The 13,570-nt window shown below is 59.3% G+C and carries 13 protein-coding genes; 2 read left to right on the forward strand and 11 right to left on the reverse strand.

What is annotated here, in order from left to right; translation table 11 throughout:
* Positions 1–2 precede the first annotated feature (2 nt).
* From F8N43_RS23965 to F8N43_RS23985, 5 genes are read right to left on the reverse strand one after another with little or no spacing between them, the layout of a single operon-like run.
* Positions 3–3,113 (reverse strand): pilus assembly protein, encoded by a 3,111-nt coding sequence (locus F8N43_RS23965; protein ID WP_150633491.1) that lies wholly within the window; start codon positions 3,111–3,113, stop codon positions 3–5.
* Positions 3,097–3,579: a PilX N-terminal domain-containing pilus assembly protein gene (locus F8N43_RS23970; protein ID WP_150633492.1), complete on the reverse strand. Its 483-nt coding sequence runs from the start codon at positions 3,577–3,579 to the stop codon at positions 3,097–3,099. The genes F8N43_RS23965 and F8N43_RS23970 overlap by 17 nt, the downstream gene beginning before the upstream one ends.
* 11 nt (positions 3,580–3,590) lie before the next feature.
* Positions 3,591–4,304: a PilW family protein gene (locus F8N43_RS23975; protein WP_150638318.1), complete on the reverse strand. Its 714-nt coding sequence runs from the start codon at positions 4,302–4,304 to the stop codon at positions 3,591–3,593.
* Positions 4,301–4,750, reverse strand: coding sequence for a type IV pilus modification protein PilV (pilV, locus tag F8N43_RS23980; protein ID WP_150633494.1), 450 nt, complete (start codon positions 4,748–4,750; stop codon positions 4,301–4,303). The genes F8N43_RS23975 and pilV overlap by 4 nt, the downstream gene beginning before the upstream one ends.
* Positions 4,747–5,220, reverse strand: a complete 474-nt coding sequence (locus tag F8N43_RS23985) for a GspH/FimT family pseudopilin (protein ID WP_150633495.1) — start codon at positions 5,218–5,220, stop codon at positions 4,747–4,749. The genes pilV and F8N43_RS23985 overlap by 4 nt, the downstream gene beginning before the upstream one ends.
* A gap of 130 nt (positions 5,221–5,350) precedes the next feature.
* Between F8N43_RS23985 and F8N43_RS23990 the strand changes: the two genes are divergently transcribed.
* The gene (locus F8N43_RS23990) at positions 5,351–5,899 is read left to right on the forward strand and encodes a GspH/FimT family pseudopilin (protein WP_150633496.1); all 549 of its coding nucleotides are present in this window, start codon (positions 5,351–5,353) and stop codon (positions 5,897–5,899) included.
* Here the strand turns inward: F8N43_RS23990 and ispH are convergent.
* The 5 genes from ispH to ribF form a co-directional block, all read right to left on the reverse strand.
* Positions 5,876–6,823, reverse strand: a complete 948-nt coding sequence (ispH, locus tag F8N43_RS23995; RefSeq protein WP_150633497.1) for a 4-hydroxy-3-methylbut-2-enyl diphosphate reductase — start codon at positions 6,821–6,823, stop codon at positions 5,876–5,878. The two genes, F8N43_RS23990 and ispH, sit on opposite strands and share 24 nt — an antisense overlap.
* 162 nt (positions 6,824–6,985) lie before the next feature.
* Positions 6,986–7,423 carry an FKBP-type peptidyl-prolyl cis-trans isomerase gene (fkpB, locus tag F8N43_RS24000; RefSeq protein ID WP_191623740.1) on the reverse strand — a complete coding sequence of 146 codons (438 nt, stop codon included), beginning with the start codon at positions 7,421–7,423 and terminating at the stop codon, positions 6,986–6,988.
* A 7-nt stretch (positions 7,424–7,430) separates the two neighbouring features.
* Entirely contained in the window at positions 7,431–7,943 is a 513-nt protein-coding gene (lspA, locus tag F8N43_RS24005) for a signal peptidase II (RefSeq protein WP_150633499.1), read from the reverse strand.
* Complete coding sequence (gene ileS / locus F8N43_RS24010; protein WP_150654472.1) at positions 7,936–10,767, reverse strand: isoleucine--tRNA ligase; 2,832 nt, start codon at positions 10,765–10,767, stop codon at positions 7,936–7,938. The genes lspA and ileS overlap by 8 nt, the downstream gene beginning before the upstream one ends.
* Positions 10,768–11,718, reverse strand: coding sequence for a bifunctional riboflavin kinase/FAD synthetase (gene ribF, locus F8N43_RS24015; protein ID WP_150633501.1), 951 nt, complete (start codon positions 11,716–11,718; stop codon positions 10,768–10,770).
* Here ribF and F8N43_RS29365 point away from each other — a divergent pair.
* A complete protein-coding gene (locus F8N43_RS29365) occupies positions 11,626–11,895 on the forward strand; it encodes a hypothetical protein (RefSeq protein ID WP_191623741.1) in 270 nt (89 codons plus the stop codon). The two genes, ribF and F8N43_RS29365, sit on opposite strands and share 93 nt — an antisense overlap.
* On the opposite strand, the gene murJ is transcribed toward F8N43_RS29365, so the two are convergent.
* Entirely contained in the window at positions 11,848–13,386 is a 1,539-nt protein-coding gene (gene murJ, locus F8N43_RS24020) for a murein biosynthesis integral membrane protein MurJ (RefSeq protein ID WP_150633502.1), read from the reverse strand. The genes F8N43_RS29365 and murJ overlap by 48 nt on opposite strands.
* Positions 13,387–13,570 lie beyond the last annotated feature (184 nt).

Below are 13,570 nucleotides of genomic sequence, written 5' to 3' on the forward strand. Positions count from 1 at the left end.
ACTTACTGAATTTGTCGCCACATGATGCGACGGCTGCCACCGCCGCCTTTTTCGGTCAGTTTGGTCACCGTTGCACCGGTATCGGTAACGACCTTGCCTAGTCCGCCGTTGGTAACGGCGCTCAAGAATGGCATCCCGCTAGTGAAAATCACCCCGCTGGATATCGCGTCCGCGCTGTCGACCACCCCATCGCCATTGGTATCGAGCACCGCGTAGTTGAGCATCTTACCGCTGAACGCATCCAGTTCGACCAGTTTGCCGGTACCGAAACTGGCACAAGGGTCGGTGGTGTCCACGTTAGCGGTGGTAAATACAATCCGCCCCAGCACCAGGGTCGCCTGGCTGATCACCCGTTCACCGGTCAATACGCTGTTGTAGACCAGTGGCAAATACCAGCCTTTCTCCGCCGGATACGTCACTTCGTTCTGGCTGGTGGTGATGAACTGCCCCGTGCTTGCCGAGAACACGCCCGTCACCGACTGGACCTGCAAACTGGACGTTGTGATCTGCCCGGAACCACCGTCAGCATCCCAAACCGCATAGAACGCCTGCAGATCCTTGTTGGTCTTGTCGACGGTCTCGTTAAACTTTCCGGTGCCGAAAAACACCACTTTACCGCCCAGTGGATTGTCTGCCAGCAATGGCTGCGCTGTGATCGGCTGGGTGGCGCCGCCCGCCGTTGTGAACAACGGTTTTCCGGAAAACGCCACGCCCCAGGTATCGGTGGTGGCGCCACTCAGATCAAACTTCCATAACCGTCCTTTCAGGTCGCCACCATAGGCCGCCTGCACCACATTCTGCGAATTGACCTTGAGCTCCACCGAAGACAGGCCGTTGGTGGTTTCCGTGCTGTCGATGACGATTTTCTTGATCAACGACCCATCGCGGATATCCACCACGTACAACGCCGCCACGCCCGAATTGCTGCCGTAGCCGTTGGAGATGAAGGCCGCCCAACGACCATCCGCCAAGCGTGCCACTTCCGGGCGAGCGTAGGCATAACCCAGATCATTGAAAACGTTCGCCGAGTTTGCTGTGGCGGGTGCACTGATTTCCCACAACGCCTTGGTCACGTTACCGGCCGAAGCGTCAAACAGCTGCAGGGCGTAGAACGTTTTGCCGCCCGCCCCTGTCCCGCCGAGCGCCAGGGTTTTCCAGGCACTGTTGAGTTGTGCATCGAATACGCCTATTTGACCGTCGACCAGAAACTTGTGGCTGACGCCGTTGATGTAAGCGGCATCGGCGATATAGCGCAACGATGGCAAAACACTGGAAGGCATGTAGGCATAACGCCTGGCGCCGTTACCGGAGTTGATGACGCTGACAAAACCGTCATTGGCGTTGACCACCAGGCTGGTGTCCATGTTGCTGGTTTTGGTGGCCAGATAAGTGCTGTAGCTGGTGTCGCTCACCAGATCGGTTGCGGTTTTTTCCGTCGGCGAGGCCAGCACCAAAGGCGAATTGATGATGTCGCCGAGCAACACGCTGCGTGCTTTCAACCCGGTCTTGTTGGTACCCTTGCTCCACTCCACGAGGTCGCTGCCCGTGATGCCGGTGGGCAAGCCCTGATTCAGCACTGTCTGCTGTGTCGGGGCGAAATTGGTGTAAGCCAAGGTGACGGGCGCATTGCTCACGGTGTTCCACGACTGGTAAACAGGCGCTGTGGCGCCGGGCACGATGGCCGTGTCAGTCGTCCACTGCACCGTGGAAGTATTGACCGAGCCGGTGGAGGTGAACCCGAAGGATTTGATGGTGCCACGCCAATCCTTGGGGTCGTAACTGGTCTGGTAGTAAGAGGAGCCAACCCCGACAATTGCGCTGCTGGTGGTGCCGCCCCCCCCGGAACCGGCTTTCGATGTGATGTCGCCCAGCGCTGATGACAACGCGCTATTGAGGCCGGCGCTGTCCGTCGCCTGGTAGTACTTGCCCTGACCGTATCTGGCGGCGTCCGACAACATCTGATTGGCGGCAGTGAAGCCTACGGTGTAGGTGTTCATGTTTTGCGTAGGGAAATCTGCGGCGTTCCAGTTCTTGCCCGCGATGTCGGTACCGGTGGTGCGCATGTCGATGTCGAAAGCGAACTTGGCGATGTCATCCAGGTACAACGTATCCCCCTCGCCATCACCGGTGAGGTTGTCGCCATCGTTCGCGCTGTTGCCGTCCCAGTTCGGCAAACGGCTGCCACCGAGCGGGTCGTTCGGAAAGCTCCGGTCGAACGTAGGCAGGCCATCGGTGATCACCACGCCGTAATTTTTCTGGCAGCGATACTGGATCGGGCTGGTGTAAGTGGTTGGCGTCGAGTTGTAGAACGGCGCCATGCCGCGCATGTACCGAGTGATCTCGTAATAGGTTTCCGCCAACGGAGTATTGGCGATGGCACTCAAACCGTTGATCGAAGAGATCAAGGCGTTGTAGTTGGTGTTCGCCTGGGCCTGGGTAACGCTGCCACTGACGGGAGACAGATCACTGATCGCGCGGGCTATAAAACCACCGGGGCCGGAGTTGCTGCTGATCGGCGGGTTGAATGTCGCCAGGCCTATTCTCAATGAGCGATTGCTGGTAACCAGATTGGTGGAAACATCCTGCGCAACACTCATGCGGTAATCATTGGGGATCGCACCGGTACCCGTGGTGAAGTCCCGGCTCGAACCGTTGGCCAGTGTTACCAGATAAGACAAATAGTTAGCCGTGTAACGCGTGTTTTCATTGCCCACCGGGTCGGGCAGCTTCAGGCATATCGATGACAGTCCCAAGAAGCCCCGATAAAAACCGTACCAGTTGCCATTGGTGGAGCAACCGCCACGATTGAGGCTCGACAAGGCGATGTTGGTATCGTCCATGTCCAGACTCTCACCGAACACACACGAGCTGTTCGAACTGCAATTGGCAATTTGCGGGCGGCTGACCGTCGGATCGAAACCCGGCGCCCAAATGATGTTGTTCATGCTCCCCGAATCATCGATCAGCAGCATCACGTTGGGCGGAACCGCCGCAGCGCTCAACAGGGGTGAGTCCGAAGGCGTGAACGCGTACGCGGGGGCGGACAGGTACAGACCCAATGCAGCGCCAGTCAGCAACCGCCAGATCCCTGAACACCTATTCGAACTTGGCATAAATGCTCTCCACCACACTGCGCACGTTATTGCCCACGATGGCCACTGCCGTGACCCGATAAAGCGTCGCAGAGGTGTTGCTCGGCACATTCACGGCATTCTTCGCGGTGCCGATGTTCTGTACCCCGTAGAAACCGTTGGCAGCCGCGACCCAGGTAACCCCCGAGAAGGCATTGAGACCGGCAGCCGTAATGGTCGATGACTCGGCGGGCGGCAAACATTGATTGCCGCTGCAAACCGGCAATGTATAGGTATCGAGCTGAACCGCACTTTCGCCGATACGCAACGCGGCTTCGGCGATCTGGAAGGACTGATTGCGCAGGGTCACGCTGCTGGCCATTTTTTCCTGCAGGGTCGCGTTCTGCATCGATGAAATGCCAATCAGCGTCAGCAACAGAAGGAACACCAGACTGACCAGCAGCGCCATGCCGCGCTGGGCGCGAGGGGCGGCGGGAGAAAAATTCATCGGCCCTCCCCTCATGGCAAGCGGTTGCGCAAAGCGGCAACCACGTTGAAGGTTTGATCGCGCACGCGACTGTTTGGATCTCTCAGCGTCAGCGTCAGGCGCACGCTACGGATTCGCGCAGGGTCGGACGGATTGGGGCTGTAACTGGAAGCAGACGTGTCGGTGGCCGACGCAGCGAGGCCGAAACTCACGTCGAATTTGCTGACGTTGTCGACAAGCACTGCCTGAGTCGGCGTACCGATGCCACTGCCCATCGTCAATTGGCCGTTCTTGAGGCTGTAGATCAGCCGCCGAATCGGAAACGCCACTTGTCCTGTCGCAGGGTCCTGCTTATTGGAGTAGGCCGTCGCCGTGTTTCGGCAATCCGAAACCACCGTCCAGGTCGGCGTACCGCCACCCGCTCCGACATCGGCGGTCACCAGGGTCAGCTTGAGGGTGGGATTGTCCCAGCTGATCGGTGTTACCTGGCTGGCGGTGAAACTAGCCCCGGCGCTTGCATCCGTTATTGTTCCCAGACAACCAAACATTCCCACCATGCGAATTTCCTGAATCAGCTTGCTCAGCACGAAACGCGCGTCTTCCTGCATGTTGGCCGCGGCGTTTTGGCTGACATAAGTGTTTTTGGCTGCGATGAAAATCTGCGCCACGCCGAGCACCACGACCAGGCTCAATGCCAACGCGATCAACATTTCGATCAGGCCAAAACCTTTGTTGAGCCGCTTCATGGCGTCGCCACCGGATCGACAGCGGCGCGACTGGTCAGCACAAAGCTGCGACGGGAGTTGGCGGTGTTGGCTGCCCGCGAGTCGTCCCAGGTGATAGTGATGGTGTAAACCCGCTGATTGAGGGTGACGCTGCCCGTAGCGGTGGCGCCGAGAATACTGACGATATTGGAGGTGAAGTCGTAGAGGTCCTGATCCCGGGCAACGTTGAGGTTGCCCGACGTCGGCGGCGTGACAGTGTAATCGGCGCCGGAGTTGGCGCGAATGCGGTCCATCATGTCGTAGGCGATAAAGCTCGCCTGGCTGGTCATCCGCGAACTGTCGGTGTACTTCAACGCATTAAGCTGAAACGCCGCGGCCCCCAAAAGACCCACACTCAGAATCAATAACGCCACGAGAACCTCGATCAGCGTCATGCCCTCCTGTGCACGCTTGCTCCATCCCCTCATCCGCAACTTCCACCCAATAGAATTCGTCCGTTCAAACACACATTCAGCGTCCTGCTTTGCGCCCCCAGTACGTAGCTGATCACCACCGCCGTGGACGGTGCCGACAGACCGCCCAGATTGTTGAAATCGATGGCGGTCACTCCTGAGGTTAGCGTCAGAGTCGCACCGCTGCTCATCGCGGGAACAACCCGCAATACATTCGCCGCATTGCCAGTACCGTCATAGACTGCCAGTTCCCCGGTCCAGACGCTGCCGCCCGCCGTCGGCCGCACCCGAGTGGTGACACCGCGGTCGATGGCTTCAAGCCGGGCGAAATTCAAAGCGCGCTGCAGGTCGCCGATCTCGGTGTCGGCCTTGGTGCCCTGCACCGAACGGGTAAACGCCGGCACTGCGAGGGTGATCAGAATCAGAAAGACCGCAAGCGCGACCAGCAACTCGATCAGCGTGAAACCTTTTGTACGATGATCCATCGATGCCCTCCGTTGCCGTCGGCTATACCTGCTGTTACACGCTAGAACATTCGACCGACAGATGTCGGTTGTTTTGTCATTACTCGCGCAAGGATTGCGCGGGCTACCGCATTCCAGGGAGGGTGATGTCATGCGTCAGCAGGGTTTCAGTCTGATTGAACTGCTCATGGGACTGACGATTGTCGGGATTGTTCTGCATCTGGTCAGTCCGGCGTTCGCAGCGCTGACTGAATCGAACCATCGAGAGGTGGCAGCGGAGTCGCTCGTCAGCGGCATTCGCAGCGCCAGAAGCGAGGCGATTACGCGAAACCAGACCGTCGTCATTCACGGAATAAACGACGATTGGGGCCAAGGCTGGCGAATGATTCTGGATTTAAATGGCAAAGGGCATGAGGACAGCAGCAATCCACTGCTGGTTGAGCGCCGGAGTGACACTCGGGTGCCAGTGATCGGCAATCGACCGGTCAGGAGATTCGTACGATTTAGCGGTCTGGGAGAGCCATTGTTGCCCAGCGGCGCCTTTCAAGCAGGAACACTACATATTTGCGTAGCTCGAGAGCCGGTGAGTCAGCACCAGGTAGTGCTGGCCCGGACCGGCCTCGTCAGCCTGCGCAGTAAAAAGACCGAGCAGGCGCTGTGCGTCGGAGGAGAGGACTCAGAGCAACGAACGAACGCGTAACTCTTTAGGCATCGAGAACGTGATGTTCTCCTCGCGACCGGCCAGTTCATCGGCACCGGTAGCACCCCAGGCCTGCAACTGCTGGATCACGCCACGCACCAGTACTTCCGGTGCAGATGCACCTGCGGTAATGCCGATGCGCTCGACACCGTCGAACCAGCTCTTTTGCAGGTCCTCGGCGCCATCGATCAGGTAGGCTGGAGTGGCCATCCGTTCGGCCAGCTCACGCAGGCGGTTGGAGTTGGAGCTGTTCGGGCTGCCGACCACCAACACCACGTCGCATTCGTCGGCCAGCGTCTTGACGGCGTCCTGACGGTTTTGCGTGGCATAGCAGATGTCGTCCTTGCGCGGTCCACCAATCGCCGGGAAGCGCGTACGCAGGGCGTCAATGACACGACTGGTATCGTCCATGGACAGGGTGGTCTGGGTCACGAACGCCAGTTTTTCGGGGTTGTTCACCTGCAGCTCGGCGACGTCTTTCTCGTCCTCGACCAGGTAAATCGCGCCACCATTGCTGCCATCGTACTGGCCCATGGTGCCTTCGACTTCCGGGTGGCCGGCGTGACCGATCAGGATGCATTCACGGCCGTCGCGGCTGTAACGCGCGACTTCGATGTGCACTTTGGTCACCAGCGGGCACGTGGCGTCGAACACCTTCAGACCACGGCCGGCAGCTTCGGTACGCACAGCCTGGGAAACGCCGTGGGCACTGAAGATCACGATGACGTCATCCGGCACCTGATCCAGTTCTTCAACGAAGATCGCACCGCGAGCGCGCAGGTCTTCAACGACGAATTTGTTGTGGACCACTTCGTGACGCACATAGATCGGCGGCCCGAAGACTTCCAGGGCGCGGTTGACGATTTCAATCGCCCGGTCCACACCGGCGCAGAAGCCACGGGGGTTGGCGAGTTTGATTTGCATGCTGTGCCTCGTGTCTTGCGCGCAAGAAATAGCGAAAACCGTGAAAAAACACTGTGGGAGCGAGCTGGCTCGCGATGGCGGAGTGTCATTCAACATCAATGTTGAATGTCAGGTACTCATCGCGAGCCAGCTCACTCCCACATTTTGACCGTATTCGGTCAGTTACAGCGATTTGACTTCGATGATCTCGACGTCAAAGGTCAATGTCTTGCCAGCCAGCGGATGATTGAAGTCGATGGTCACTTGCTCGTCATCGAACTCTTTCACCACACCCGGCAGCTCAGTATTCGCCGCATCGTTGAAGATCACCAGCAAACCCGGTGACAGGTCCATGTCCTTGAACTGCGAACGCGGGATGATCTGCACGTTTTGCGGGTTCGGCTGACCGAAAGCGTTTTCCGGCTGAATCGTCAGCGTACGCTTGTCGCCAGCCTTGAAGCCGAACAGCGCCGCTTCGAAACCTGGCAACAGGTTACCGTCGCCGACCTTGAAGGTCGCCGGGGCTTTGTCGAAGGTGCTGTCGACGGTGTCGCCGTTCTCCAGGCGCAGTGCAAAGTGCAAGGTGACTTCCGTGTTCTGGCGGATGCGTTGCTCAGCCAATACCTGTTCAGTCATGAACGGCTTCTCCGGTCTTTTTACTTTTGAACATATCCAGTGCAAGCATCACCGCACCGACAGTAATTGCACTGTCGGCGAAGTTGAACGCCGGGAAGTACCAGCGGTTCTGCCAATGCACCAGAATGAAATCGATCACATGGCCCAAGGCTATGCGGTCGTACAGATTGCCCAGCGCGCCACCGAGCACCAGGGCCAGCGCAACCGCCAGCCAGGTTTCGTTGCGCCCCAGACGCTTGAGCCACACCACCAGCACCGCACTGACCACCACTGCGATCAGGGCAAACAACCAGCGCTGCCAGCCCGAGCTGTCAGCCAGGAAGCTGAACGCCGCGCCAGTGTTGTAGGCCAGGGTCCAGCTGAAGTAATCGGGGATCACCACGATCTGCTGGTACATCGCAAGCTTGCCTTCGAAGTAGAACTTGCTGGCCTGGTCAATGACCAGGACCAGCAAACTCAACCAGAGCCAGCCCAGCCGTCCGAAACGGCCAATGGCGTTAGGCATAGTGACGAACCTCGCCAGTGCCGCTGATGTTGTCGACGCAACGACCGCAGATTTCCGGATGCTCCGGGTTCACGCCGACGTCTTCACGGCAGTGCCAGCAACGGGCGCACTTGGCGAAGGCCGACTTGACGATTTTCAGCTTCAGGCCGCTGACTTCGGTGACTACCGCGTCCGCTGGTGCCTGAACAAAAGGCGCAACGCTGGCGGTCGAGGTGATCAGTACGAAGCGCAGTTCGTTGCTCAACTGGGCCAGGTCGGCGCTCAGCGCGTCTTCGGCGAACAGCGTCACTTCGGCCTGGAGGTTGCCACCGACGGCTTTGGCCGCGCGCTGGATTTCCATTTCCTTGTTGACTGCGACCTTCACCGCCATGATCCGCTCCCAGTAGGCGCGGCCCAGTTCGACGTTTTCCGGCAGTTCGGTCAGGCCTTCGTACCAGGTGTTGAGCATTACCGATTCGTTACGCTCGCCCGGCAGGTATTCCCACAGTTCGTCGGCGGTGAACGCCAGGATCGGCGCGATCCAGCGCACCAGCGCTTCGGAGATGTGATACAGCGCGGTTTGCGCCGAACGACGGGCCTTGCTGTTGGCGCCAGTGGTGTACTGACGGTCCTTGATGATGTCGAGGTAGAAACCGCCCAGCTCCTGCACGCAGAAGTTGTGGATCTTGGAGTAGACGTTCCAGAAGCGGTATTCGCCGTAGTGCTCTTGCAACTCGCGTTGCAGCAGCAGCGTGCGGTCCACGGCCCAACGGTCCAGCGCGAGCATTTCTTCGGCCGGCAGGATGTCGGTAGCCGGGTTGAAACCGGTCAGGTTGGAGAGCAGGAAGCGCGCGGTGTTACGGATCCGCCGGTAAGCGTCCGCACTGCGTTGCAGGATCTGCTCGGAAACCGCCATTTCACCCGAGTAGTCGGTGGAAGCGACCCACAGACGCATGATGTCGGCGCCCAGGGTGTCGTTGACTTTTTGCGGCGCGATCACGTTGCCCAGCGATTTGGACATCTTGCGACCGGACTCGTCGACGGTGAAGCCGTGGGTCAGCAGTTCGCGGTACGGCGCATGGTTGTCGATCGCGCAACCGGTCAGCAGCGACGAGTGGAACCAGCCACGGTGTTGGTCCGAACCTTCCAGGTACAGGTCGGCGCGTGGACCGGTTTCGTGGCCCATCGGGTGCGAACCGCGCAGGACGTGCCAATGCGTGGTGCCCGAATCGAACCAGACGTCGAGGGTGTCGCTGATTTTGTCGTACAGCGGCGCTTCGTCACCGAGCAACTCGGCAGCGTCCATCTTGAACCAGGCTTCGATGCCTTCGACTTCGACGCGCTTGGCGACTTCTTCCATCAGCTCGGCGGTACGTGGGTGCAGCTCGCCGCTTTCCTTGTTCAGGAAGAACGGGATCGGCACGCCCCAATTGCGCTGACGGGAGATGCACCAGTCCGGACGGTTGGCAATCATCGAGTGCAGACGCGCCTGACCCCAGGCCGGAACGAATTTGGTCTCTTCGATGGCTTTGATTGCACGCTTGCGCAGGGTGTCGCCAGTGACGGGCTCTTTGTCCATGCCGATGAACCACTGCGCGGTGGCGCGGTAGATCAGCGGGGTCTTGTGGCGCCAGCAGTGCATGTAGCTGTGTTCGATGATTGTGGTGTGCAGCAGCGCACCGACTTCGGTCAGCTTGTCGACGATGGCCGGGTTGGCTTTCCAGATGAACTGGCCGCCGAAGAACTCCAGCGAGGTCGCGTATACGCCGTTGCTTTGCACCGGATTGAGGATGTCGTCGTTGACCATGCCGTATTTCTTGCAGGTCACGAAGTCGTCCACGCCGTAGGCCGGTGCGGAGTGAACCACACCGGTGCCGGCGCCCAGTTCCACGTACTCGGCCAGGTAAACCGGCGACAGACGATCGTAGAACGGGTGACGGAAGTTGATCAGTTCCAGCTCTTTACCGGTAGTGGTCGCGATGACCGCCCCTTCCAGGCTGTAACGGGCCAGGCACGACTCGACCAACTCTTCAGCCAGAACCAGCAGTTTGTCGCCGACGTCGACCAGGGCGTAGTTGAATTCCGGGTGAACGTTCAGCGCCTGGTTGGCCGGGATGGTCCACGGGGTGGTGGTCCAGATCACGATCGAAGCCGGTTTGGCCAGGGACGCGAGACCGAATGCGGCAGCCAGTTTGGCTTCGTCGGCAATCGGGAAGGCCACGTCGATGGTCGAGGACTTTTTGTTCTCGTATTCGACTTCCGCTTCAGCCAGGGCCGAGCCGCAGTCGAAGCACCAGTTCACGGGCTTGAGGCCCTTGAACACGAAACCGCCCTTGACGATTTCGGCCAAGGCACGGATTTCACCGGCCTCGTTCTTGAAGTCCATGGTCTTGTACGGGTTGGCGAAGTCGCCCAACACTCCCAGACGGATGAATTCGGATTTCTGGCCTTCGATCTGCTCGGTGGCGTAGGCACGGCACAGTTCGCGGGTCTTGTCCGCGCCCAGGTTCTTGCCATGGGTCACTTCGACTTTGTGCTCGATCGGCAGACCGTGGCAGTCCCAGCCCGGAACATAAGGCGCGTCGAAACCCGACAGGGTCTTCGAGCGGATGATCATGTCCTTGAGGATCTTGTTCAGCGCATGACCGATGTGAATCGTGCCGTTGGCGTACGGAGGACCGTCGTGAAGTACGAACTTCGGACGATCCTTGCCAATTTCGCGCAACTTACCGTACAGGCCAATGCTGTCCCAGCGCTGCAGAATCTGCGGTTCGCGCTGAGGCAGGCCGGCCTTCATTGGGAAGGCGGTGTCCGGAAGGTTTAGCGTGGCTTTATAGTCGGTCATTTATGGCTCTTCATTAGCGATTGGCGCTAGGTGCGACAGGGCACGGGCGGCGGCGACATCCGCATTGATCGCCGTCTTAAGCGCCTCCAGAGAGGCGAAACGCTGCTCTTCACGCAGCTTGTGGTGGAAAACCACCGTCAAACGCCGGTCATACAGATCGCCGGCAAAATCTAAAAGATGGACTTCGAGGTGGGCCTTGCCATCCCCTTGAACCGTTGGCCGCACGCCGATGTTGGCGACGCCTGGCCAGGTCTTGCCGTCGATGTCGACGTTGACCAGGTAAACCCCGGTGAGCGGCACGCGACGACGCTTGAGTTGTATGTTGGCGGTTGGCGTACCCAACTGGCGCGCCAGCTTCTGGCCGTGCAACACACGCCCGGTAATCTGGAACGGACGACCGAGCAGGCGTTCGGCCAAGGCAAAATCTGCAGCGGCCAGGGCATTTCGCACCTGGGTGCTGCTGACGCGAATGCCGTCCAGCTCAACGGTTTGCGCCGCTTCGACGGTGAAGCCTTGCATGACGCCGGCCTGTTGCAGGAAATCGAAATCCCCTACCCGGTCACAGCCGAAGCGGAAGTCGTCACCGACCTCCAGATGCTGCACGCCGAGGCCGTCCACCAGGATCGTATCAACGAACTCGCTGGCGCTGAGCTTGCTCAGGCGCTGGTTGAAGGCCAGGCACAGGACCCGGTCGACGCCTTCATCTGCCAGCAGTTGGAGTTTGTCGCGCAAGCGCGCCAAGCGGGCCGGCGCTGTCTCCGGGGCGAAAAACTCCCGTGGCTGCGGCTCGAAAATCACCACGCAGCTGGGCACGCCCAACTCGAGCGCTCGCTCACGCAGCCTCGCCAGGATAGCCTGGTGACCACGGTGAACACCGTCAAAGTTGCCAATAGTGGCGACACAGCCCCGATGCTGGGGGCGCAGGTTGTGGAGGCCTCGAACCAGCTGCATAACGCGCTTCTTGCTCATAAAGTGGTCGATTATAACCACACCCGGCGGCCGACGACAGGCAACACCGTAACCCAAAGTGATCGAACCGACAAAACCACCGGCCCGCCCGTGTTTATCGAGGCAAAAGCCTCAGCTCAGCGCCTTGCGATTGAAGTCGCGCAAACGGAAGCCCATTAACAGCAACATGCCGAAATACGAGACCACGCCAGCACCCACCAGAGCGCCCAGGCGCAGGAACCGCTCAAGCATGTGTCCCTGATCCCAGGCCGGCATGAAGTGCATTCCGGCCAGCAATACTGCAGACATCACCAACACCGCGACCACCAGCTTCGCACCAAACTTCGCCCAACCCGGCTGCGGCTGATACATCTGCTGCTTGCGCAGTTGATAGAACAGCAGCCCGGCGTTGAGGCAGGCGCCGGCGCTGATCGCCAGAGCCAGGCCGGCGTGGGCCAGCGGACCGATCAACACCAGGTTGAACAACTGCGTAACCACCAGAGTGAAAATCGCGATTTTCACCGGCGTACGGATGTTTTGTTGCGCATAAAAGCCCGGCGCCAGCACTTTGATCACGATAATCCCGAGCAACCCGACCGAATAAGCAATCAGCGCTCGCTGAGTCATGGCCGCATCGAAGGCGCTGAACTGGCCATACTGGAACAGCGAAACCGTCAGCGGCTCAGCCAGAATCCCCAGCGCCAATGAGCACGGCAACACCAGCATGAAGCACAAGCGCAGGCCCCAATCGAGAATCCGCGAATACTCGGCGCGGTCCTTGCTGGCGTAAGTCTTGGCCAGGGTCGGCAGCAGGATCGTGCCCAACGCCACACCCAGCACACCGGACGGCAACTCCATCAGGCGGTCGGCGTAATACATCCACGACACGGAACCGGCGACCAGGAACGACGCAAAAATGGTGTTGATGATCAGCGAAATCTGGCTCACCGAAACGCCGAGAATCGCCGGCAGCATCTGCTTCATGACCCGCCACACGCCGCTGTCGCGCAGGTTCAGACGTGGCAGCACCAGCATGCCGATCTTTTTCAGGTGTGGCAGCTGATAAAGCAATTGCGCCAGGCCACCCGCCAGTACCGCCCAACCCAGCGCCATGACTGGCGGATCGAAGTACGGGGTCAGGAACACCGAAAAGATGATCATGCTGACGTTGAGCAAGGTCGGCACGAAGGCCGGCACCGAGAAGCGGTTATAAGTGTTGAGGACCGCTCCGGCCAATGAAGACAAGGAGATCAGCAAAATATAAGGAAAGGTCACCCGCAACAGGTTGGACGTGAGCTCGAACTTTTCCGGGGTGTCGGTAAAACCTGGCGCCGTCGCCCAGATCACCCACGGCGCCGCAAGCATGCCCAGTGCAGTGACCAGCGCCAGCACCAACGTCAGCAGACCTGAGACATAGGCAACAAAAGTGCGCGTCGCCTCCTCGCCCTTCTGGTTTTTATATTCGGCAAGAATCGGCACGAATGCCTGGGAAAACGCCCCTTCTGCGAAGATCCGTCGTAGCAGATTGGGCAGTTTGAAGGCGATAAAGAAGGCGTCCGTCGCCATCCCCGCGCCAAATGTACGCGCAATGAGGGTGTCACGGACGAACCCCAGAATCCGGGAAAGCATCGTGATAGAGCTGACGGCGGCCAACGATTTGAGCAGATTCATTGAAAGAGTTTGTGCCTGTCGATAAACAGCAGGCGAACAACGCGCCTACTTATGCGATACTCCGCGCCGCAGCAGCACAGAGCCAAAGCTCGCGAGTTTACAGGTCAAGCGCCGGAAATAAATATCCCGCCTCTTTATACCTACCACTTAGCGGAACGTCTCAACCGCCCTTGACAAGACATCA

Source organism: Pseudomonas fluorescens, from assembly GCF_902498065.1.
Classification (GTDB): Bacteria; Pseudomonadota; Gammaproteobacteria; order Pseudomonadales; family Pseudomonadaceae; genus Aquipseudomonas; species Aquipseudomonas fluorescens_BJ.